The organism is Streptomyces sp. NPDC002386, assembly GCF_053593175.1.
The window spans coordinates 384,123-404,670 of sequence record NZ_JBSFBX010000005.1; the positions used below are offsets into that span (position 1 = coordinate 384,123).

Here is a 20,548-nt window from a genome sequence, read left to right on the forward strand (position 1 = left end):
GGCGGTCTGCCTGACGACCTCAGCCAGGCAGTGTGGCGCGAGCCTTGAAGATCGTGGCTCCAACATCGCCGCGTTGCCGCACCCGGTTGCGCACTGTGGCCTGGTCAGGGGCTGTAGCGGCCTTGGCGCGACTCCAGCGGAACGCAGGGGTCCTTCCACACGGTCGTAGAAGTTGCGCAGCGCCACCCGAGGCGAGGGTGCGCATTCATTGCGCAGCCCACGTGTGCGGCGCCCACCGGTGGACATTCTCGATCCGCAGGTTGCCACGTGGCCCGATGGGGACCGGGGATCCGCCGTCATGACTCAGGAATTGGAACCGCCTCGGCCGACTGCGGCTGCGTGACGCGGTCGCGGGCGTCGGATGTCGGAATGCGTCCAAGACCGAGGCGGGCGGGGAGTTGGCGGGCGACTGCTGCGAGTTCATGAGCGGGGGGCCGACGGGTGACCATGAACAGGGTGAGGAGGCCGGGCAGGGGAGCGGGGGACAGGCGGTCGGTCTGCTGTGCGTAGGCGCGTGCGAGTCCTCGGGGGAGTACGGCCGGGCACTGCAGGAGGTGGGCCATCCGCACGGCGGTCTCCGCGGTGGCAGCGGTGCGGACTCTGGCGCCGAGTTCACTCAGTCGTTCATTCATGCCGTCGGTCGACATGTCGTAGGTGTAGGCCACGACATCGAGCCCGGCGAAGGGGCGCCGGCCTGTGCCGACCGCCACGCCGGCGGGAGTCAGGACGGTCAGCCTGTCGCTGCCGACGGGCACCGCACTCACCGTGGCGGGTAGGCGCATCTGATTGGCGACGGCGACGAAGGCCGCGTCGAGTGATCCTTCACCGACGTCTGCCGTCAGCCGGTCGCCGTGGTCGACGACTTGGTGCACGGTGGCGTCCTCCAGCAGTTCTTCCAGGGCCGGGAACAGCCGTGGCGCGAGGCTGCTGAACGTGCCGACGGTGAAAGTACGCGTGTGTGCTGCTGCCCGGGTGCGGTCGAAGATCGTGCCGAGGTGGTCGAGCACGTGCGCTGCTTCCACACACAGCGCGCGACCCGCCGGCGTAGGCCTGGCCCCGGTGGTGTCGCGGTCGAAGAGCCGTTCCCCTATGCGGCGTTCGAGGGCGGCCAGGCGGGTGCTCACGGCCGGCTGACTGATGAGCAGTTCCCGTGCGGCCGCACCCAGCGAGCCGTGGCGCGCGACGGCTTCGACGAGTCTGAGATCCGGGACAGAAGGTAATGAGCTCATAGGCTCAGCTTATGAGGAGTCACTCCGATTCTCCGGCTACCAGAGGCTGTCCGCCCGTCGGAAGATCGAGACGTGAACACACGGCGCGCCCACCTGAGCCAGGTGAACCGCCTGCTGACCACACGGCAGCACCGGCCACGGTGCCAGTCGCTGCCCCGATGCGCCCTTCGGTACAAGGAGAACAACCGTGGTTACAACCGCCCCCTCCGCCGTGCTCGTACGTGCCTCCCAGGCCGAGACCCTTGCGGACGGCCCCACGAGCCTGATCACCCTGCTCGCGGACGCCGAAGCGACGGGCAGCGCACTGACCGCGAACCGCGCCACATTGCAGGCGGGTTCGGCCGGGACACCCGCGCACTTCCACACCCGCGCCAGCGAACTGCTGTTCGTCCTCGGCGGCGAGCTTCGGGCCCTGGCCGGGGAACAGGTACACACCCTGACTGCAGGGGACTTCCTACTGCTCCCCCCGCGCCTGCCGCACGCCTTCGCCCCCACGCCGGGGCGGGACGCCGACGTACTGGTGGTCTTCACCCCAGGACTGGCCAGGTTCGACTACTACCGACTGCTTGAGCGTGTCGCGCGGGGGGAGGCCACCGTGCAGGACATCCGTGACTCCTCCGAGCGCTACGACAACCACTACATCGACAGCCCCGCTTGGCGCGAAGCCCTGCAAGAACGCTGACGGACACCACGGCACGGCCTGTCGGGAGAGGCGGCGGTCCCCTCGGCAGGTCGATGTCGCAGGTCCTGCTGCGGGGGTGCGGCGGGTGCGGGGCAAGCGCGGACCGCCAACGGCTGCGACCCGGACATCGTGTGGAGGACCGCGGCCACGATGGCCGCTTGCTCCGGGACGTTGCTGCGAGAGCGTTGCTCGCTCGTTGAGGCTCATGCCGTCACGAGCGGGGGCAGTGGTTCGCAGGCGGCGTGCCAGGCAGGAGCGAGCGCGGCGACGCCCGCGCGTGCGGCGATCACCCCGCCGGCGACAGCGCAGGTGACGTCGGTGTCGCCGCGCCCTGCAACCAGGAACCACGGGCCCTTGTGCAGGTCGTCGAGGTGTCCCGTCGCGCACCACAGGGCGTAGGGGGCGGTGTCGGGCCCCCACATCGGGTAGTCGGAGCCCAGGACCCCGAGGCGTGCCGAACCGAAGTGTGCGCCGGCCTTCGGGCGGCGATCCGTATTCCCGCCAGGGCTCGCCCGAACCGATCCGCGCGGCCCGCCGCGCCGTGCTCATCGACGGCATACCCGTGTCCACCTTGGGGGTGGTAGCCCTGGCGCTGGGCAGCAATCCCGATCCGAGCACCGCCCAGAAGGCCTGGTGGATCGCGACCACCGCCGTCTTCACCCTCGCGATCGCCTGGGTGCTGCTGCGGGCATTCCGGCGCACGGACGAATACCTGCGCAGGATCCAGTTGGAGAGCATGGCCATCGCCTTCGCCACGGTCCTCATTGGGCTGCAAGTGGCTACCCTGCTCGATGCAGCAGGCGTCATCCGGCTCCACCAGCTCGCGCAATTGATCCTTCTTGGCGGCGTGGCCATCTGGATGACGATCGCCGACCTGCGTACCCGCTTCAACAGGTGACGGCACACTGTGAAGAACCGACTACGCGAATTGCGTGCAGCTCGTCGGTGGAGCCAGGCCGACCTGGCCGACCGGTGCCAAGTCTCCCGGCAGGCCATCAACGCCATTGAAACCGAGCGGCACGATCCCAGCCTGACCTTGGCGTTCACCTTCGCCGACGTCTTCGGCCTGAGCATCGAGGAAATCTTTCATCCCGACCGGGCGGAAACGACGGGCAACCCGGCCTCGCGGTAGGTCTTTTCAGTCGAACCCTTCGGGGAGCTTCGTCGACCAAGTAAGCCGAAGGGCAACCGCTGACATCAACATCTCCGCAGCCGGGGCGCCGGGCTCTCCGCTGAACCCACAGTTCAGCTCAGGTGAACGACGGAGCACCGGCGTCGATGCCACGGGCTCTGTCTCGCACGCCACCGTGACCGCCAGCACCTCCGGCGACGCCGAGACCCAGCCCGCCCCGTTCACCCAGAGCCTGGACGCCGCCCTGCTGACCAACGCCTGGCGAGCACGCGAACGCTCCACGTCCCTCCCACCCGTTGGGTCGCGGCCCCGCTGGGTCTATCGTCAGACTTCTGAGGTCAGGACGAGGAGGACAGCCGGTGATGCCGCAGGACGACGCCGTGATCGGCTGCACGGGCACGGTGCTCATCGGGACGCGGGGGCCCGCGGGCCCCGGCGAGATCCTGGTGCGGGTCCGAGGCGGCTCAGAGACCTTTCTGGCCTGGTCCGAGGACCCCCTGCCCGCGGGCACGACGGTCCTCGTGATCGAATCACGCGGATGCCGGAAAGTCGGCGTCATCGAGTGGGTGGATCCATTGGACGCGCTCGGCGGACAGGCCGCCGGCGCAAGCTGAGGAGTACAGCATGTTCGGATACCGCGTTCCCGCTCCCGACGAGGCGATGTTGATCTCGGGGGGCCGGCGGGGACTGGGGGGCGCGCCGTTCCGAGTGGTCACGGGGCACGGGAAGTTCGTGCTCCCGGTCTTTCGCAAGGTCCGCTTCCTCACCCTGTCGATGTGTGAGGCGGAGGTCACCGAGACCTGTGTGACCAAGCAGGGCATCTCCCTGCACGTCCGCGCGGTCATCGCCTTCAAGGTCGGCAACGACCACGAGAGCATCATCAATGCCGGTCAGCGGTTCCTCTCCGACCAAGATCAGATGTCGGTGCTCACCGGCCGGATCTTCGCCGGCCACCTGCGGGCCATCATCGGCTCGATGACGGTCGAGGAGATCGTCACCGAGCGGCAGAAGCTCGCCGCCGAGGTGCTGGACACCTCCAAGACGGAGATGGCGACGATCGGCCTGATCGTCGACTCCCTGCAAATCCAGTCGATCGACGACGGCGACACCGGATACATCGACGCGATGTCGGCCCCGCACAAGGCGGCGATCCAGCGGCAGGCCCAGATCGCCCAGGCCCAGGCCACCCAAGCCTCGGTCGAGGCGGAGCAGGAGGCCGCCCGGAAGCAGGCCGAGTACGCCCGGCAGACCGCGATCGTAAAGGCCGAGTACTCGGCCGAGGTGGACCGCGCCCAGGCGGAGGCCGCACAGGCGGGGCCGCTGGCCCAGGCCCACGCCCAGCAGGAGGTGCTGGCCGCCCAGACGGAGCTGGCCGAGCGCCAGGCGGAGCTGCGCCAGCAGCAGCTGGTCGCCGAGGTCGTCAAGCCGGCCGAGGCCGAGGCCGAGCGGGTGCGGATCCTCGCGGCCGCCGAGGCCCAGCGCATGAAGATCCAGGCGGAGGCGGCGGCCTCGTACGACCGGGTCGCGCTGGACCGGATGCTGATCGACCAGCTTCCGCAGATCGTGAAGGAGGCGGCAGGCGGCCTGTCCGGCGCCAACGTCAACATCTTGAACGGAGCGGACGGCCTCGGCGAGATCGCCGCCGGCCTGGTGTCCCAGGGGCTGACGATCCTCGACTCGGTGCGGCAGAACATGAGCGGGCAGGACCAGGACACCAAGGAGGACGGCGACACCGGCGCCAAGGGGCTGCTGCAGCTGCGCTCGGGCAGGGAGCGGAAGGCGGACGACGGTCCGGTGAACGTCGACTAGGTCATCCGGTGGCGTGGACGACAGGCGACGGCAGAACCCGTGCCGTCACACCCTGACACCAGGCGGATGAGAGACGACGACGCTGGTCAACCGCTCCGCGTGTCACACGACGCCGACACGGCAGCCCCTCCACACAATGAGGCGATGGCACTCGAAAGGACACGACAGCGGCCGGTCCGCCACCGCACCCGCCTCACCAGCCCGACCATGGATGGCGGCCGACGATGAGCGGGCAGCACCCCCGCGACCAGAGCGGCCGGCACGAGCCCCGGCAGGCGACGTACGGCGAGGCTCGCTGGCCGATGGCCGCAGCTGTCGTCGCCGCCGCGGTGCTGACGCTGCTGCTGCCCGACGACCTGCGCCTGGGGCCCCGCTGGGCGCTCCCCCTCGTCGAAGGGCTGCTCCTGGTGGCGCTGATCGCCGGCGACCCGGGTCGCATCAGCCGCCGCTCGGCCGCCCTGCGCGCGATGTCGATCGCCCTGGTCGGCGTGCTCGCGTGCAGCGCCATCTGGTCGACCATCCGGTTGACCGACGACCTCGTGCACGGCGGCAATGAGACCAACACCGCCGACGCCCTTCTGCAAGCCGGCGGCAGCGTGTGGGCCTCCACCGTCCTCGCGTTCTCCCTGCTGTACTTCGAACTCGACAGCGGCGGACCCGCCGCCCGGGCCCACCATGTGCCGCCCACCCCCGCTCTCGCCTTTCCCCAGCACCTCAGCCCCGAACTGAACGCCCCCCACTGGCGCCCCCGCTACATCGACTACCTCTACCTCGGCTTCACCAACGCCACCGCCTTCAGCCCCACCGACGTCATGCCACTGGCCCCATGGGCCAAGGTCGCCATGGCCCTCCAGTCCGTCGTCTCCCTGCTCATCCTCGGACTCGTCGTCGCCCGAGCCGTGAACGTCCTCACCTGACCGCTGTTCCCCACCCGGCCGGGCAGCAGGCAGCGTGCGCAGCCGGGCGTCACCTCGTGGGTGTCAGCGCTGTCAGCTGAAGGTGTTGCAGCCGGCGATGCGGCCGGAGCGGTAGCCGGTGGAGAACCATTGTCGGCGCTGGCTCGCGGAGCCGTGGGTCCAGGTGTCGGGTGTGACCTTGCCCTGGTAGCGCTGCTGGATACGGTCGTCTCCGACGGCGGCGGCCGCGTCCAGCCCGCGGTTGATGTCGTCCTTCGTCAAGTCGGTGATCAGTGGCTTACCGCTCTTGGGGTCGGGGGTGGTGGTGGCGTGGTGGGCCCAGACTCCGGCGTAGCAGTCCGCCTGCAACTCGAGTTTCACCGAGCCGCTGTTCTGGCCCTTTCCGCTGCCGCGGGAGATCGTTCCGCTGAGGTCCTGGACGTGGTGGCCGTATTCGTGCGCGATGACGTAGGCCTCGGCGAACGGGCCGCCCTCGGCGCCGAACTTGCTGCTCAGATCGTTGAAGAAGCCGAGGTCGAGATAGACCTTGTCATCGGCTGAGCAGTAGAAGGGGCCGACGTCGGAAGTCGCGTTCCCACAGCCGGTGTTCACACTGCCGGTGAACAGGAACGTCGGAGCCTGCTGGTAGGACTTGCCGGCGGCCGTCTCCGTCTGCTCCCAGAATGCCTGCACGCTGTCGACCACGGCGACTATCCGGCACTCCTCCTTGCGATTGGCGTCGGCACCGGTCCGGCAGTCCGCCGCGAGGTCCGCGGCTGACTCGGCGGATGAGGACGTGTCGCTGCTGCCCGAGCTGAAGATGCCAGGATCGACGCCCGAGAGCACGGAAGCGACCACCACCACGAGCCCGACCAATCCCCCTCCGATGGTCTTCCCGCCGCCCGGAATCCCGCCCAGCGCTCCTCCCCGACCATCCTCGACCTCGGACGTGTCGAGAGCAGCATCGTCGTCGAATTGCATGCGTCGACTTTCTCTCAAGCAGCGCGCCGGACCGCCCCGCGTCGTGCCGCTCGCCTACCCCGTACGAGGACATCCCCATCCCGTCAGCTTCCTGCTCCGCCAGGCCGCGACCCAGTAGTGGGCGTGGGCGTGAGGATGACCGTGCAGGTCGACTCCTGGTCATGGCGATGCAGCAGGTCGCGACCACCACGAATAGCGCCCACCACCGCCACTAGGGGGCGTCTCTCCGATCTTCGCGGACCCACGAAGATCGGGGAGACGCCCCCTAGGTCCACTTTTCGGTCCCCTGGGGAGTCAGAGCCGCAGGACCGGGTCCGTGATCCCTCCGGGGCACGCGAGCGCCGTGACGTCCCAACCGGCGCGTCCGGCTCCGGCCCGGTAGGCGCTGTCGTAGAAGGCGAGGACGGCCGCCCGGGGATCGGTCTCGCCGCGGGCAGCGTCGTAGCGCAGCACGGCCAGGTGGCTGTCGCCGCGCGCGAGCCATTGCGCGGACGCGGGGCTGAGCGGCTCGCTGGCCAGGCCGGTGGGCTCGGGGGCGGTGTAGGAGTAGAAGGCGGGCTCGGTGAAGGTATCGTCGCCGAACCAGAAGCCGAAGCTGATCACTTCCCGCGAGTACGCCTCCCGGGTGACGGGGTCCGTCTGCCGGGGCTGGTCGATCTGTCGCCCGGAGAACCGGCTGTGGGCGATGTCGAAGGTGTGCCAGAAGTGGTGTACCGGGCTGTGCTTCCCCGAGTAGCCCGCCGCGAACTCCTCCAGTGTGGTCGCCACCTGGCTCAGGACCCGCCAGTAGCGGTTGGCGGCCACGGGGTCGTAGGTCGCGTGCTCGGTGTCCTCGGCGAACGGCCGACCGGTGTCGGGTAGGTCGAAGGGCCTGGGAAGGGCGATCTGCACATGGATGCCCAGCGCGGCCAGAGCGGCCAGGGTCGCGTCGTGGAAGGACGCGACGGAGTGGCCCGGAAGTGGGAACGACCTCTCTTCGCCGTCCAGTGTCGCGATGACGAGCCGGTGGGCGACGAAGTCGAAGTCGATCGTGAAGATCAGATCTCCGTCCACCGGGCGCATTGGGCGCGTGGTGATGCCTCGCCCCGTGACGTGGAACGGGACGTTCCACCAGTGGTTGCACCGGGCGCTCGCCGCCAGGCGGATCTTGCCGACGATCTGCGCGTAGCGGTGCAGTGTCTCCTTGGTGTCCCGCCACTCCGTCAGCGGCATCGGGGGGAACAGCTCGGTCACGTTCCCATGATGACGCCGCAGGCGGCGTCCGGCACCTGAAGCGTCGGCATCCCAAGGCAGGGGGCGCCCGGCCGGGAACTACCGCCGGGCGCACCCACAGCTTCCCGTGGCGGGAACTAGTCCACTGACGCGATCGCCGTCTCGCGGGCGGCCGTCTCCGTGCCGTCGGCGAGGGTGGCGGTCACGCGGTAGTACGTGGTCGTGCCCTTGGGCATGGTGGTGTCCACGGACGACCAACTGGTGCTGTCACCGAGCGTCTGGACGTCAACCTTGTCGAAGAGGCGGGTCGACCGGTTCCAGCGGTAGACGGTGAAGCTGGTCACCCTGCTGCCGTTGGCGCCCGTGTCGCTGCCCAGCCACCAGCGGACCGAGCCGTACTCGTCGCCGTTGAGGTGGCCGAGCGGGTTGTCGCCCACGGCCGGTGCGGCGTCGGCGTCGGGGCGCAGGTCGAGTTCGGTGACGTCCTGGACGGAGGCGCCGGTCTCGGGGGTGAGCTGGTTGCCGTACTGGTCGACGGCGACGACGCTGTAGCGGACCTGCTCGCCATCGGCGACCGTACGGTCGAGGTGGTGGGTCTCCGTGAACTCCTCGGGCCTGAGGGTCCAGGCGTCGATGAGCGGCTTGTAGACCCACGCGCCGTTGACGAGAGTGCCCCGCATGATGCGGTAGTGGTCGAGACCGGGGTCGTCAGAGGCGCCCCAGCTCAACGAGACGCCGTTCTCCCGGGCGGTGGTGGTCATGCCTGTCACCGGGGGCGGCGGGGTGCTGTTCCCTGCGACGGCGACCGGCATCTCGACAGAGGGGGTGCCCCCGTTCCCCGCGCCGTCCACAGCCACGACCGAGTAGTAGTAGGTGGCACCCGGCGGCGGGGCCGCCTCCGTGAAGGACGTGCCCTGGATGCCCTTGGCCACCTCCACGACCGTGCGCCCGCTCTCCGTGCGCGGCTTGTTGTAGCGCAGGACCGTGTACCCGACGAAGTCCTCGCTGACAGCCTACGACTTGTCCCAGGTCAGCGTGACCCCGCGCTCGTCCTCGACCGCCGTCGCGTTGTACGCGGTGTTCACGGGACCCGTCTTGTCCCGCGTGTAGAACTCCGCCGTGCCGGAGGCCGCCGACTCGTTGCCGTGCGTGTCGACCGCCGTGACGACGTAGTGGTACGTGTCCCCGGTCTGCGGCAGCGGCTGCTCGTACCAGGCGCCGCTGAGCGGCTTGTCGCCGTTCAGCCGGTTCGCCGCGGTGAGCGCGACCGGCCCGCCGGCGGTGGAGCGGTAGACGTTGTACCCGGCGAGGTCCGCCTCGGTGTTCCCGTACCAGGAGAGGCCGACCTTCTCGGAGTAGTCGGGCTTCCAGGCGTCCTCGACCCCCTTCGGCGCTGCGGGAGCGCTCTCGTCGACGGTGGTGACGGACTTGTCCGCCGTACCCGCTGACTCGTTGCCCGCCTTGTCGTAGGCGCGGACCTCGTAGTAGTAGACCGCGCCGTTCTTCGGCAGCGTGGTGTCCGGGTACGAGGTGGAGGTCGTCGTGGCCAGCGGCTTGGTGCCGTACGAGGTGCCCTGGAGCCGGCGGTACACGCGGTAGCCCGCGAGGTCCATCTCCTTGTCGGCCGTCCAGCTGAAGTTGGCCCGGTACGAGGAGTCGTACGTGAGGGAGGTGCCGGTGGGCACGAGGGGCTTGACCGTGTCGACGGTGGCGGACGTGCGGGGCAGGTAGTCCGCTTTGACGTTCGCGGCGCCCGTCCAGTTGACGAAGTCGAAGCGGAGGGCGTGCGCACCGGGCGGGATGGTGATGTTGACGGTCTTCGTCTGGGTCGTCGAGACGTTCTTCCAGAGGTCGACCTTGCGTGTGCCGTCGAGGTAGACGCGCAGGCCGTCACGGGTCGCGACGGGGATCGAGAACGAGCCGCCGGAGCCGAAGTCCCGGGTGACCGTCCAGCGCACGCCGAAGTAGTTGCTGGGCAGCCCGGCGGCGGGGGCGCCGGTACCCCAGTCCTGGTCGATCTTCGAATCGCAGTCGGTCTTCTTCGGTGCACCGGAGAAGGTCGTGTTCGCGTAGAACTGCCTTTTGAAGACAGGCGACTTACAGGTCACGGTCGCCGTGGCGGCACCGGCGGCGGACGTGCACGTGAGCAAGGCTCCAGTCGTCGCGAGGACGGTGCTCGCGGCGAGGGCGGACGCACGAGTGGCTCGGGTCATACGTTCCTTCGTTCTGGGTCGGCGGTGGCAAGACGCCGTCTTCCCACCGCCACCGAGACCTTCGGGAAGGGCGGGGGGTTGTGCGAGTTACCCGCGAGGTAGCGTCTGGATCATGTACACGAGGGCGGGTTGCTGCACAGAGCGGCGGGTCTTCGCACTGCGGGAGGGGCGGGACTTTGAGCTGGTATGTCTTGGTGGAACGGGTCCAGCACGGGGAGTCGAAGCTGTCGAGCAAGATCCCTGTCGAAGGTGGAAGAGAAGCGGCCATTACCCGTGCTGAGGAAGTGGCCCGTTCCAGCACTCCCGCCATGCATCTAGTGGGCACCCCGGTCGGTCGAATGGTGTTCCAGACTTCACCGACAAGCTGGGTTGTCGAGCTGAGCGAGTCGTACTGGACCAAGCGTGACAAGGGACCGACCACGACGGTCGAGCACTTGACTGTCCGGGTGGCCGAGCTCGTCCATTTCCAGGAGCTGATCCCTGCGGAGCCTCCCGGGAAGAGCCGCTTCGGCAGGTGAGCGCTCACTGCCGCCCCAGCTGACCCGGCCGGCGGCGATGCTGCTCCGGGCCCGGCTGGGCATGCGCCGCGGGAGGAACCGGTGCCGGAAGCCCGGCGGAGCGTCGCTGCGCCCAGCGTGCGACGCACTCGTGCAAGCCGCGGGCCGGCCCTTCAAGCACCCGCGCAGCGGCAGGCCGGGTTCGTGGTGGAGATTGCACGCCGGGCACCCGCTGGGCGCCGACTGCACAGTGATCCAGAGTGAAGCCAACCCGATCAGCGCCGATGACGGCTGTCAGGCGCTCACTGGCGATGGGATGTACTTCCACGTGTGCGAGTTCTGCCGTCCGGACGCCCACCTGGGCTTCCCGGTTGGATCGGGGGGGCGTGCTGGTGTTGCAAGGTGGCCTCGCGCAGCGTTGGCGGGCGGGGCCACCCGGTGTTGGAGCCCCGTGTCCGCTCGCGCCTGTCAGCCCGGGTGCGACAACCTGTGAGCTGGGTGACGGGGCCGTGCACAAATACCACCTCAGACCCTGGTCGGGCAGGTTCGGCGCAGCGACTGGGTGACAGGACGTGATCAATGCGAAACTGGGGGAGTGAAGGGGTGATTCCAGTGCCGGACCCGCCTCACAGGTCCGCTCGTCCCGGGCCCGTAATAGATGAAAGCCGGCTGGAGCAGCTGATAGACGAGGCGCAAACGGCGCTGCCGGTCGAGTTGCCTGCACTGGCCAACCAATGCGCCATGGCTGTCGGACTGGACACAGCGCAGATCTACCTGGCCGACCTGCAACAACGGCTACTCATTCCACTCGACGAGACTCTGGAACCGCTGCTGGTGGACCACTCGTCGGCCGGCTGGGCCTATCGCACCCTCTCTCCGCGCGTGGCGGAATCCGACGCCAGCCTGATGGTATGGATACCTCTCGTCGACGGCGCAGAGCGGCTCGGCGTGCTGGGAGTGGGAACCGTCTCGCTCGACAGCGTGCTGATGCGCCGCAGCCGCATGCTGGCCCATCTGTTCGCGATGCTGATCACCTCCAAGCGCGCCTACAGCGACTGGCTCGCTGCCCGCATCCGCACCGCGCCCATGCAGTTGCCCGCAGAGATGGTGCGCGCCCTCATGCCACCACGCACCATCGGATCCAGCAGATGCGTCTCGACAGCGGTGCTTGAACCGGCTTACGAGATAGCCGGTGATGCCTTCGATCACTCGGTGATCAAGAACAAGCTGCACACCGCGATCCTCGATGCCATGGGCCATGATCTGACCGCCGGTCTGACGGCATCGGTCGCGATGGCCGCGGCGCGTAACGCCCGCCGCGCCGGAGCTTCCCTGGCCGACATCGTCAGCTCCGTCGACCAGGCACTCGCCCAGTGGCTACCGGACCACTTCTGCACCGGAGTGCTGAGTCGATTCGACGCCGAGACCGGGCTGCTGCGCTGGGTGAACTGCGGTCATCCACCACCACTGCTGATCCGCAAGGGCAGGGTACTGGCCGGGGCACTGGACAGTCCGCCGCAGCCACCGTTGGGGCTCGCGGGCCCACTCGCACCGGCAACGCGGCAGGTTCAGGAGACGGAACTCGAACCGGACGACTGCGTCCTGCTCTACAGCGACGGCGTCGTGGAGGCCCGGGACGAGAGCGGTGGAGAGTTCGGTCTCGACCGATTCACCGACTTCATCATCCGGTCCAACGCTGCCGGCGAGCGCCCAGCAGAGGTACTGCGGCTGCTCATCCATGCGATCCTCGACTACCAGGGCAACCAGCTGCGGGACGACGCGACCATCCTGCTCTTCGAATGGCGCTCCCAGTCCCGCTGATGCGGTACTGGGCCGAGCCCGACGCGTCCGATGGGCACTCGGTCGTGCCACCGGCCGCCCTGTGGCGTGGGACCCGTCCGGTTTTGCGTCCATGCTGACGTCAACGTTGCGTCTGACGTGTAGCGATGCGTCGCGTAGATGTCCGCGGCCTGCCTGGTGATTAGTGCCCTGGCGTGAGCTGGCATTAAGGCCCGCGCGAACATATGTCCCATGATCAGTGAGTCAAAGGTCGAGATCGCCGGTGACCGGATCAAGGTGTGGTTCCGGTTTGTGCCTCGTGAAGGGTGGTTCCCTCATGACACTGAGGGTCTGTGGGCGACCAGGCTCAGCGCGGACACTGCTCGTGTGAACAACGTCCCGTTCCTTCAGGACGGGGTAGCGCAGGGAGACGTCGTCCGGTTCCAGACGGATGATGAGGGACTGCACTGGGCCAGCGGTCGGGTGAGCACCTCCGGGAACTGCACTGTCCGCGTGGTGCCGATCCCTTCCGGCCCGTTGGGCCGAAGCCCCCAGGCAGTCCACCAGCGCCTCGCGGACTTTCAGCTCGGCGGTGAGGTGTTCAGCGACGAGTTTCCGATGGTGGCGTTCGACGTGCCGGCAGGCACGGACTTCGGCGCGCTCAAGCAGTTCTTGGTTCGCGGGCAGGACGAGGGTTGGTGGCATTTCGAGGTTGGCAGTGGGACCGAGGCGTTCTGGAGCGCCTAGCTTCCCGGTCGCTCGACCAGTTCTGCTTCGAGGTTGGCGATGCGCTTCTCCGCGAAGCGGACGCTAGAACGGGCGCCTTCGAGTCGTTCTTGCAGGGTGCCGGCGGCCGCTGCCTCCGCTTGCTGAGCGGTGAGAACGGCCCCTGACCTGGGTTGATGGTCGGGGGCCGTTCTCATGCCCGTACTCCGAAACTTCCCGCTGTTCCCCGCACTTCCCCGCTCGACCGGGCACCAGTAGGGCACGACACTTGAGGTGCGGCCCCATCCTTATCGATCACGGAGCACCGTCAGCTCTGGGCAACCGCCTTGGCACCTCGATGGACGGTCCGGCCCCGGCCGTCGCTGTCCGCCCTTGCTGCAGACGCTGGTGTCAGAGTCCTCCGCATGCCCGGTCCTCGCGAGGGGCTTGTGTAGGGGTCACCATGATTCGGCCTGCAGGAACAATCTGACCATCTCCACGAAGATCCATATGGAGAACCCCAGACAGGCAAGCCACAGGCCCCACAGGATCCAGCGGGCCTCTCGTCGCATATGCATGAGGCGATCATCCTCACTCCTGGCGCTGTCGTCGGCCAGTTTCACAGCCACGCGGCAGCAGTGGGCGTCACCCTGTAGCACTAGCTTGGAAGAGCCTGGACGCGGGTGGCGGTTGACCTGAGGAGGCCGCAACCTGCGTGTTTTTGAAGCGCTCGCCGTGGTTCCCCGTCCTTTCCCGCCGGGCGTGCTAGCAGCAGTACGCCAGCTGGGGAGGGCTCCACATCTGCGACTGCCCCTCCATGCGTTGCCCTTGACCGCGCTCCGGCGGTCAGGCGTCCTGGCGCGGCCCGCCGTGTCGGAGCTGCTCCATAAGGGCGAGGAAGAGGAAGAGATTCGGGATCTTCTTGACCGGCATCCTTGCCCAGGGCAGTTTCTTGCCGGCCTTGCGCAGCACCAGCACTCCCTGTGAGATCTCGGCCTTCTCGATCTGCGGCCACGTCAGGCTGTCCTTTGAGGTGGCCACACCGCCCAGGTTGACCGAGAGCTCCCCGTAGGTCAGGGTCTCGCCCTGCTCCAGCCCGGCGAGCAGTCCGGGGAGCTGTGCCCGGGTGATCTCCTGTTGCAACGCCTGGCCCCAGCGCTCGGGCTGGTCGTAGAAGCCGGTCACCTTGAGCGTCGTACCGTCCGCGCGATAGAGCGTGTAGACGTAGGTGGTGCCGACATATATGCCGTTCGCGTACCGCTCGGTGATCTCCTGAAGCACCGTCATCGTGTCCCAGCGGAAAACGGACACTTCGCCGCTCTTCCCCACCTCGGCCAGGCCGTGCTCGAAGAAGTGCAGTCGGCGAGCGGCCTGCTTGCGCGAGAGATTGGGCGTCTGGGCAGCGAGCCAGAGGAAGTAGGCGCCCAGGGGAGGAAGGATCAGGGAAACGGTCCCCATGAGTAGAAGGGCAGCGATCCGCACCGGGCCGACACGCTTGGGCAGGAACGTCTCACGCAGTTGTCCGAGCCCTTCGGTCCCCAGAGGTGCCGTCCGGGGGGCTGATGTCTGCCCGGAGTCTTGCTGAGCGGCGGATTTCACCATGAGTCGTGCTCCATACTTGGTGTTTCAGAAATTCAGTGACCATTGTGCGGTCGGACCCGACAGCGGTACGCGTCGGGGGGCTTGGCGGCCACCGGAACCCCCACGCCGGCCGAGGATCCAACGCCTCCGTCTCACCTGCACTCAGCACTCTCCCCAGTTCCCATCGCGTACGCCGTCGACCCACACACCGTGGAGCGGGCGTGGTTCATGGCGTCCAGATTGAGCGCGCCACTGTACGAACGACGGGATGCCAGGGGCGACGAAGGGCCAGCTTTAGCGCACGATCTGACATGGATGTTCCTCAACCCCGTAGTTCCCCGTGAGTTCGCGAAGACTGAAAGCGCTTCAGCGGGAGCCCCAGGGGCTGACGCCCCGATGTGACGGGGTGGACCCGTGGGCTCGCGGTGAAGCCGCGGGTCGGCTTCACCTGGCAACCAAGCAAAGTCGAAACACCCATCGAGTGGATCTTGTAAGGCCTCCCGTTACGTAGGGTCGGGCTTGTCGAATGCCCGCCTGCTGTACGCAAGCAACTCACGTATCCCGGGGCTGTGCGCGCTCTTCCAGATCAGGGCGAGCACTGCGGGTGTATCGACGTCGTCGATGGTGTGGGCGGTGAGCCGGTCGCGGTAGCGCGCGGCCATGGAGTCGCTGAGGATGGCTACGGCGAGCCCGCGGGCGGCGAGATCGGCAATGGCGTCGGCGGCGCTGGCTTGAAGTGTGATCGTGGGTTGGAGGCTCTGCGCGGCGCAGGCCTGGTCGAATACAGTGCGCACGCCAGTGCCGCGCGGCATGCACACGAGCGGGTATGCAACTAGGTCACGCAAGGCGACTCGTCGCTGTTTCGCCAAGGGGTGACCGGCCGGGACTGCCGCGACGAGCCGCTCGCTGATGAGGGTCAGCGCGTCCAGTCCGTCGGGGGTGGCGGTTGCGGCCCCGATGAGTGCCAGGTCGATGGTGCCGGCGCGAACCTTCTCGATGAGCCGGTCGGAGCCGTCCTCCACCAGTGAGATCTCCACGCCGGGATGCGCCTGGTGAAACGTGGCGAGGGCGTCGAACAGCGGAGTGAGGGTGCAGCCGATGACCATTCCGACGGTGAGCCGACCGCGGATCAGGTCGGTCACCTCGCCCACCGCCTGGCCGACCGCCTCAGCGGCGGCGAGCGCGGAGCGGGCGTGTTCGAGCGCGGCCTTTCCCGCGACCGTGAGGGTGACGGTGCGGGCCGACCGGTCGAAGAGCTCGGCGCCGAGTTCCCGTTCCAGCTGGCGGATCTGGGCGCTGACGCCGGACTGGCTGATGTGGACCCGTTCGGCCGCCCGGGTGAAGTTCTGTTCCTCGGCGACCGCGACGAAGTATTCCAGCTGCCTCAGATCCATGACTGCAGATTGTAGCTTGCAGAAGATCCATCTATTGGACTTCTGATCAGGAGGAGGCGACGCTGGGAAGCGCCGAAGCCCGACGTCAGGAGGAATCCATGCCGGAATACGAGAAGGCCATGCGCCCCGAAGACATCACCCGATTGTTCGTCGAACGATCCAACGCCGGTGACGCGGCCGGAGTCGCCGCACTCTACGAAGAGAATGCGGTGATGGCCTATCCGCCCGGCGACCGGACGGTGGGCCGGGAGGCAATCCGTACTCTGTGGGAGAAGGTGCTGGCCGACCGTCCCCGCTTCGAGCGGGAACAACCGCTGCCGACGCTGATCAGCGGCGACATCGCCCTCACCTCGACCCCACCGAAGGACGGGGCTGGCGCCCGGGCGCAGGTCGTCCGGCGTCAGCCGGACGGAAGCTGGCTGCGCCTGCTCGACCAGCCCGAGTTCACGCCGCCCACCCGCTGAGTTCCGCGCCCCCCGTGTTTGCGAACGGAAGACCGTTTCATACCGCTCACGGTGTCGTTGGCCGGCGGAAAACGCAACGACGTCACACAGTTGCTGCCTCTGCTGGACGACTTTCGACGGCTGCGGATCCGCTGGGAGCGGCGCGACGACATCCACGAAGCCTTCCTCGCACTCGCCACCTGCCTGATCACCTACCGACACGTCCAACACCTTTGTTGGGCATCTAAAGGTTCGTGGCGGCGAGCGGTCTGTCCATATGGCTGACTCCGTTCAGCTGGGGAACTGGCCCAGCGAGTCGCCGACGTTCGCGACCATGCCGAGCGTTGCCGGGCCGAAGGAGAAGGAACCCGCGGCGGTCGCTCCCGATGAGGTGGTACGGAACACCCACACGGCACCGACACCGTGGTTCTCCCCGGGCGCCGCCACGACGGGCTCCGCCCGGCCGTCTCTGTCACCGTCGACGAGGTGGACGTCACGGCCGAACAGGTCGACGGACTCGGCGGTGCCGGGGACATTCGTGGTGTTCTGGCTGAAGACCTTGGTGCCGGCACCGGTCGGCCCCTTCGGGCCGCCCGGGACCACGGCGAAGGTGCCCGCCCAGGCCTGCTTGCCGACTGCCTCCTGCCCATTGCCTGCCAGGACGTCCCCGTATCCGTCGCCGTCGACGTCCCCGATGGAGAGCGCGGAGCCGAAACTGTCGTCTTCCTCCTGAGTGCCGGGAACACCGGGGGTGTCCTGGTCGATCACCCGGGTCGTGGTGGTGCCCGGGCCGGTCGCGGTGCCGTAGTTGATGTGGAGCGAGGTCCCCCCGACGACGAGGTCGGCTCGGCGGTCGCCGTTGAGGTCTCCGAGGCCCACCTGCGTGCCGGGCGCGAGGAGTCGTCCCTTCCCGTCCTTCAGGGTGGTGGGCGGCAGCAGGCCGTCGCGGCTGCCGCGCAGGTAGTTCAGGTGGGACGGGGTGTACTCCTCGTCGTCCGGTGCGATCGCGCTGACGCCGACGACGAGGTCGGTGATCCCGTCGCCGTCCACGTCGCCGGCCGCCGCGGCGTAGAGGGGGTCGTAGCTTCCGGCGGCTTCGATCCCCTGGATCGAGGCGGCGCTGCCGTCTCGTCCGAAGGGGCCGTACTCCACGCGGTCGGGCCGGACCAGGTCCTGGTGCCCGTCGCCGTTGAAGTCACCGGTGGCGGACACGCTCTCGCGGTACGCGTCACTGCCGGCAGCCCGCAGGACCGTCCCGGAGACGAAGCCGCCGGGGGCACCCCACAGCACGGTCCTGCTGCCCTCCAGATCGACGCCGTCCTGCGTCCAGTTCTCGGAATCGGCCGTGACCACCAGGTCGGTGAACCCGTCCCCGTCCAGGTCGGCTGCGTCGAGCCGGGACCCGAAGTGGTCGTTCACCTCGGGCGAACCGGGCACACCCGCGGACGCCTGCGAGTACACCTGCTTCCCACGGGTGCCGAGTCCGCTCGCGGACCCGTACAGCACGGCGACGTATCCGGCCCCGGCTTTGCCGCTCGCCGTACCGGACGAGGCGGCGACGGCCAGATCCGCGTACCCGTCCCCGTTGAAGTCCTCCCGCACCCGCATGGTCGCGGGCGCGGAATGAGCGGTCGGCGCGGGAGCGACGGCGGTGGCGGACAAGAGGGCGAGGGCGACGACGAGGGTACGTCGCATTGTGGGTACTGCGGGCTGGAACACGCGAACTCCGGTAATTTAAAAGGAAGTTGAAGATGGAGAGGATCAAGATCCCTCCAGGCTGCCCAGTACGACTCGCCACGTCGCCGGTTGGTTGCCCTGCAGGGTGCCGGAAGTTTCCCTGGGGTCAACCTCCCCGTTTCGCTTCAAGTGGTTGAGCTGGGGTGATGGCGGAGGCCAGGCCAGGCCATGCTGGAGGCGCTTGACTGGGCCTACGCTCGGATCCGTGCGCCAGCACGTTCGAGACCGTTGCCGCAAAGGGCTCGGCGCGGCGGGCGACGTCGACCAGCTTCGCGCCTACGTGCCGGGCAGCACCGTTGGCGGGACCGTGACCACGGAACACGTAGGTGCGCTCGTGGCACGGGCAGGGTGCCGACTCGGTCCGGGCCATATGGCCTGCGACCAAGCCAGACAGCCACTTCGGCGTGTCGATGGTCCGGTAGGAGTCGTCCTTGGGCGGGCAGCTCTACGAACTCCCCCGAGTCGAGTTCGTAAAGCTGCCACTCCACCCGGACCGATACGGGGCGCACGAACTTGCGCTCCAGCCCCATCTCAGTGGCGACCCCAGTGGCGACATCAGTGCGTGGGGGCCTGCCCGGAACTGGTGCGACGCGCAGGGCTACCGCTAGCTAGAGCGTGTCTCTTCGACGGCTCCGTTCATTCCGTGCGTCGGCCGAGTCTCAGCGTGCCGGACCTAGCCAGGGTCTGTGCCCAGGTCCTGTCAGGTGTGTCCCCGTGACGCCCATCACCAGTGAGTAGAGGCTGGTCTCCGCCGTGATGAACAGACGGTTGCGCTTGGCGCCGCCCCACGAGATGTTGGCCACCGCCTCCGGCACGTTCAACCGCCCGATCAGTGTGCCGTCAGGGTCGTAGCAGTGCACGCCGTCCGCCATCGCGGCGGCCCAGAGCCGGCCTTCTTCATCGAAACGGAGGTTGTCGAAGCGCGCCGCCGCACGGGCTCCGGCCGCCGCGAAGATTCTGCCGTCCGACAGCGTGCCGTCGTCTCGTACGTCGAAGACCCGGATGAACCCAGCCCGAGTGTCGGAGACGTACAACTGTCGTTCGTCAGACGAGAAGACGAGGCCGTTCGGCGCGCCGAAGCCGTCGGCGACCAGGTCGACCCGGCCGGTGGCCGGGTCGATTCGGTATACGTTGTTGGAGCCGATCTCGCTCTCCGCCCGGTAGCCCTCGTAGTCGCTGGTGATCCCGAAATCCGGGTCGGAGAACCAAATCGAACCGTCGGACTTCACGGCCGCGTCGTTCGGGCTGTTCAGGCGCTTTCCCTGCCAGCGGTCGGCCAGCACGGTGATGCGGCCGTCGTGCTCCGTACGCGTCACCCGGCGGTTTCCCTGCTCACAGGTGATGAGTCGCCCCTCGAGGTCCAGGGTGTTGCCGTTCGTGTGCCCGGCAAAGCGGCGGAAGACGCTGACGGAACCCGTCTCCTCGTCCCAGCGCAGCATCCGGTCGTTGGGAATGTCGCTCCAGATCAGTTGCCGCCAGGCGGGCAGGTAGACCGGCCCTTCGGCCCAGCGGCATCCGGTGTACAGGACCTCGAGGATCTCGTCACCGTTCATGCACCGTCCGGTGCGGAACCGGTCGTCGAAGCTCTCGTACAGCACGGGGCGCTGACCGGGCATTGGATGTCCTTCCGTCCAACTGGCGAGCACGTCGAATCCGGTTCGGCGTGCATGCAATAGTGCAGGATGACATATGGCCATCACAAGACCATGCCGAACGGAGAGCTGTGGATCACATCGACCGAATCCTGCTGACGCAACTTCAGCAGGACGCAACCCAGTCCTACGCAGCGCTCGGCCGGGCCGCGGGCCTGTCCCCCGGTGCCGCCCACGAGCGGGTCAGGAAGCTGCGGGAACGAGGCGTCATCCGGCGCACGATGGTGGAGGTGGACCCGGCGGCCGTCGGGTGCGGCGTCTTGGCCTACGTGATGGTCGAGTCGACGTCGTGGATGGGAGACTCGGCGGAGAGCTTCGCCGCGCTCCCCGAGATCATGGAGGCGCATGTCATCGCGGGCAGCGCATCGGTGTTGGTGAAGGTGAGGACCGCGACCACCGAGCAGCTCCAGGACGTACTGCGCAGGATTTACGCGATCGACAGCGTCAGCGGAACGCAGGCGGTGGTCGTCCTGCAAACGTTCTTCGAACGCCCGGTCCCCGTCGGTCCCGCCGATCCGCAGGATGTCTCCCCGCAAAGCGCAGACTAAGAGGTCCTTTCTTATGGCTGCGGTGCGGAGTGGGGGCTCGTAGCCAGATGCGTTGTGA

The 20,548-nt window shown here is 68.0% G+C and carries 22 protein-coding genes and 3 pseudogenes; 13 read left to right on the forward strand and 12 right to left on the reverse strand.

Features of this window, described 5'->3' with window-relative positions; genetic code table 11:
- Positions 1–296 precede the first annotated feature (296 nt).
- Both ACWCPN_RS13755 and ACWCPN_RS13760 read right to left on the reverse strand, forming a co-directional pair.
- Positions 297–1,007 (reverse strand): LysR substrate-binding domain-containing protein, encoded by a 711-nt coding sequence (locus tag ACWCPN_RS13755; RefSeq protein ID WP_451205294.1) that lies wholly within the window; start codon positions 1,005–1,007, stop codon positions 297–299.
- Between the two features lie 36 nt (positions 1,008–1,043).
- Positions 1,044–1,229 (reverse strand): annotated as a pseudogene (locus ACWCPN_RS13760) (helix-turn-helix domain-containing protein); the annotation flags it as partial.
- Positions 1,230–1,416: 187 nt separating this feature from the next.
- Here ACWCPN_RS13760 and ACWCPN_RS13765 point away from each other — a divergent pair.
- Complete coding sequence (locus ACWCPN_RS13765) at positions 1,417–1,911, forward strand: cupin domain-containing protein (RefSeq protein WP_451205161.1); 495 nt, start codon at positions 1,417–1,419, stop codon at positions 1,909–1,911.
- 203 nt (positions 1,912–2,114) lie between these two features.
- On the opposite strand, the gene ACWCPN_RS13770 is transcribed toward ACWCPN_RS13765, so the two are convergent.
- Complete coding sequence (locus ACWCPN_RS13770; protein WP_451205164.1) at positions 2,115–2,333, reverse strand: ADP-ribosylglycohydrolase family protein; 219 nt, start codon at positions 2,331–2,333, stop codon at positions 2,115–2,117.
- 29 nt (positions 2,334–2,362) lie between these two features.
- On the opposite strand from ACWCPN_RS13770, the gene ACWCPN_RS13775 reads away from it, so the two are divergent.
- The 5 genes from ACWCPN_RS13775 (at position 2,363) to ACWCPN_RS13795 (ending at position 5,769) form a co-directional block, all read left to right on the forward strand.
- A complete protein-coding gene (locus tag ACWCPN_RS13775) occupies positions 2,363–2,809 on the forward strand; it encodes a hypothetical protein (protein ID WP_451205167.1) in 447 nt (148 codons plus the stop codon).
- A 9-nt stretch (positions 2,810–2,818) separates the two neighbouring features.
- A complete protein-coding gene (locus ACWCPN_RS13780) occupies positions 2,819–3,043 on the forward strand; it encodes a helix-turn-helix transcriptional regulator (protein WP_451205170.1) in 225 nt (74 codons plus the stop codon).
- A 362-nt stretch (positions 3,044–3,405) separates the two neighbouring features.
- Complete coding sequence (locus ACWCPN_RS13785) at positions 3,406–3,657, forward strand: NfeD family protein (protein ID WP_451205173.1); 252 nt, start codon at positions 3,406–3,408, stop codon at positions 3,655–3,657.
- A gap of 10 nt (positions 3,658–3,667) precedes the next feature.
- Positions 3,668–4,852: a flotillin family protein gene (locus ACWCPN_RS13790; protein ID WP_451205176.1), complete on the forward strand. Its 1,185-nt coding sequence runs from the start codon at positions 3,668–3,670 to the stop codon at positions 4,850–4,852.
- 224 nt (positions 4,853–5,076) lie between these two features.
- The gene (locus tag ACWCPN_RS13795) at positions 5,077–5,769 is read left to right on the forward strand and encodes a hypothetical protein (RefSeq protein WP_451205179.1); all 693 of its coding nucleotides are present in this window, start codon (positions 5,077–5,079) and stop codon (positions 5,767–5,769) included.
- Positions 5,770–5,841: 72 nt separating this feature from the next.
- On the opposite strand, the gene ypfJ is transcribed toward ACWCPN_RS13795, so the two are convergent.
- The 4 genes from ypfJ to ACWCPN_RS13815 form a co-directional block, all read right to left on the reverse strand.
- Positions 5,842–6,729: a KPN_02809 family neutral zinc metallopeptidase gene (ypfJ, locus tag ACWCPN_RS13800; RefSeq protein ID WP_451205182.1), complete on the reverse strand. Its 888-nt coding sequence runs from the start codon at positions 6,727–6,729 to the stop codon at positions 5,842–5,844.
- A gap of 294 nt (positions 6,730–7,023) precedes the next feature.
- Positions 7,024–7,941 (reverse strand): DUF5996 family protein, encoded by a 918-nt coding sequence (locus tag ACWCPN_RS13805; protein WP_451205297.1) that lies wholly within the window; start codon positions 7,939–7,941, stop codon positions 7,024–7,026.
- A 137-nt stretch (positions 7,942–8,078) separates the two neighbouring features.
- Positions 8,079–8,873: a hypothetical protein gene (locus ACWCPN_RS13810; protein ID WP_451205185.1), complete on the reverse strand. Its 795-nt coding sequence runs from the start codon at positions 8,871–8,873 to the stop codon at positions 8,079–8,081.
- Between the two features lie 81 nt (positions 8,874–8,954).
- Entirely contained in the window at positions 8,955–10,154 is a 1,200-nt protein-coding gene (locus ACWCPN_RS13815) for a fibronectin type III domain-containing protein (RefSeq protein WP_451205188.1), read from the reverse strand.
- A 176-nt stretch (positions 10,155–10,330) separates the two neighbouring features.
- Between ACWCPN_RS13815 and ACWCPN_RS13820 the strand changes: the two genes are divergently transcribed.
- The 4 genes from ACWCPN_RS13820 to ACWCPN_RS13835 all read left to right on the forward strand — a co-directional run bounded on the left by ACWCPN_RS13820 (position 10,331) and on the right by ACWCPN_RS13835 (position 13,177).
- The gene (locus ACWCPN_RS13820; protein WP_451205191.1) at positions 10,331–10,672 is read left to right on the forward strand and encodes a hypothetical protein; all 342 of its coding nucleotides are present in this window, start codon (positions 10,331–10,333) and stop codon (positions 10,670–10,672) included.
- A gap of 61 nt (positions 10,673–10,733) precedes the next feature.
- Entirely contained in the window at positions 10,734–11,144 is a 411-nt protein-coding gene (locus ACWCPN_RS13825) for a DUF6233 domain-containing protein (protein ID WP_451205299.1), read from the forward strand.
- Between the two features lie 86 nt (positions 11,145–11,230).
- On the forward strand, positions 11,231–12,472 hold the full coding sequence (locus ACWCPN_RS13830; protein ID WP_451205193.1) for a PP2C family protein-serine/threonine phosphatase: 1,242 nt from the start codon (positions 11,231–11,233) through the stop codon (positions 12,470–12,472).
- Between the two features lie 210 nt (positions 12,473–12,682).
- Entirely contained in the window at positions 12,683–13,177 is a 495-nt protein-coding gene (locus tag ACWCPN_RS13835; protein ID WP_451205196.1) for a DUF4265 domain-containing protein, read from the forward strand.
- A gap of 804 nt (positions 13,178–13,981) precedes the next feature.
- Here ACWCPN_RS13835 and ACWCPN_RS13840 read toward each other — a convergent pair.
- Positions 13,982–14,593, reverse strand: coding sequence for a DUF6585 family protein (locus ACWCPN_RS13840; protein WP_451205199.1), 612 nt, complete (start codon positions 14,591–14,593; stop codon positions 13,982–13,984).
- Positions 14,594–15,219: 626 nt separating this feature from the next.
- Positions 15,220–16,110 (reverse strand): LysR family transcriptional regulator, encoded by an 891-nt coding sequence (locus tag ACWCPN_RS13845; RefSeq protein WP_451205202.1) that lies wholly within the window; start codon positions 16,108–16,110, stop codon positions 15,220–15,222.
- 98 nt (positions 16,111–16,208) lie between these two features.
- On the opposite strand from ACWCPN_RS13845, the gene ACWCPN_RS13850 reads away from it, so the two are divergent.
- Both ACWCPN_RS13850 and ACWCPN_RS13855 read left to right on the forward strand, forming a co-directional pair.
- Complete coding sequence (locus ACWCPN_RS13850; RefSeq protein ID WP_451205205.1) at positions 16,209–16,574, forward strand: YybH family protein; 366 nt, start codon at positions 16,209–16,211, stop codon at positions 16,572–16,574.
- An 18-nt stretch (positions 16,575–16,592) separates the two neighbouring features.
- Positions 16,593–16,838, forward strand: a pseudogene (locus ACWCPN_RS13855) (hypothetical protein); the annotation flags it as partial.
- Between the two features lie 6 nt (positions 16,839–16,844).
- Here ACWCPN_RS13855 and ACWCPN_RS13860 read toward each other — a convergent pair.
- The 3 genes and pseudogenes from ACWCPN_RS13860 to ACWCPN_RS13870 form a co-directional block, all read right to left on the reverse strand.
- A complete protein-coding gene (locus ACWCPN_RS13860) occupies positions 16,845–18,248 on the reverse strand; it encodes an FG-GAP repeat domain-containing protein (RefSeq protein WP_451205208.1) in 1,404 nt (467 codons plus the stop codon).
- 247 nt (positions 18,249–18,495) lie between these two features.
- Positions 18,496–18,820 (reverse strand): annotated as a pseudogene (locus tag ACWCPN_RS13865) (LacI family transcriptional regulator); the annotation flags it as partial.
- A gap of 129 nt (positions 18,821–18,949) precedes the next feature.
- Entirely contained in the window at positions 18,950–19,906 is a 957-nt protein-coding gene (locus ACWCPN_RS13870; RefSeq protein WP_451205302.1) for an SMP-30/gluconolactonase/LRE family protein, read from the reverse strand.
- Between the two features lie 107 nt (positions 19,907–20,013).
- Between ACWCPN_RS13870 and ACWCPN_RS13875 the strand changes: the two genes are divergently transcribed.
- Complete coding sequence (locus ACWCPN_RS13875; RefSeq protein WP_451205211.1) at positions 20,014–20,490, forward strand: Lrp/AsnC family transcriptional regulator; 477 nt, start codon at positions 20,014–20,016, stop codon at positions 20,488–20,490.
- Positions 20,491–20,548: the final 58 nt, after the last annotated feature.

Coding starts and splice junctions, on each gene's coding strand:
- ACWCPN_RS13770 (WP_451205164.1), bottom strand. CDS start 2,333: ATGTGGGGGCCCGACACCGCCCCCTACGCCCTGTGGTGCGCGACGGGA.
- ACWCPN_RS13785 (WP_451205173.1), top strand. CDS start 3,406: ATGCCGCAGGACGACGCCGTGATCGGCTGCACGGGCACGGTGCTCATC.
- ACWCPN_RS13790 (WP_451205176.1), top strand. CDS start 3,668: ATGTTCGGATACCGCGTTCCCGCTCCCGACGAGGCGATGTTGATCTCG.
- ACWCPN_RS13795 (WP_451205179.1), top strand. CDS start 5,077: ATGAGCGGGCAGCACCCCCGCGACCAGAGCGGCCGGCACGAGCCCCGG.
- ypfJ (WP_451205182.1), bottom strand. CDS start 6,729: ATGCAATTCGACGACGATGCTGCTCTCGACACGTCCGAGGTCGAGGAT.
- ACWCPN_RS13805 (WP_451205297.1), bottom strand. CDS start 7,941: ATGCCGCTGACGGAGTGGCGGGACACCAAGGAGACACTGCACCGCTAC.
- ACWCPN_RS13815 (WP_451205188.1), bottom strand. CDS start 10,154: ATGACCCGAGCCACTCGTGCGTCCGCCCTCGCCGCGAGCACCGTCCTC.
- ACWCPN_RS13825 (WP_451205299.1), top strand. CDS start 10,734: ATGCGCCGCGGGAGGAACCGGTGCCGGAAGCCCGGCGGAGCGTCGCTG.
- ACWCPN_RS13830 (WP_451205193.1), top strand. CDS start 11,231: ATGCGAAACTGGGGGAGTGAAGGGGTGATTCCAGTGCCGGACCCGCCT.
- ACWCPN_RS13835 (WP_451205196.1), top strand. CDS start 12,683: ATGATCAGTGAGTCAAAGGTCGAGATCGCCGGTGACCGGATCAAGGTG.
- ACWCPN_RS13840 (WP_451205199.1), bottom strand. CDS start 14,593: ATGGGGACCGTTTCCCTGATCCTTCCTCCCCTGGGCGCCTACTTCCTC.
- ACWCPN_RS13845 (WP_451205202.1), bottom strand. CDS start 16,110: ATGGATCTGAGGCAGCTGGAATACTTCGTCGCGGTCGCCGAGGAACAG.
- ACWCPN_RS13850 (WP_451205205.1), top strand. CDS start 16,209: ATGCCGGAATACGAGAAGGCCATGCGCCCCGAAGACATCACCCGATTG.
- ACWCPN_RS13860 (WP_451205208.1), bottom strand. CDS start 18,248: ATGCGACGTACCCTCGTCGTCGCCCTCGCCCTCTTGTCCGCCACCGCC.
- ACWCPN_RS13870 (WP_451205302.1), bottom strand. CDS start 19,906: ATGCCCGGTCAGCGCCCCGTGCTGTACGAGAGCTTCGACGACCGGTTC.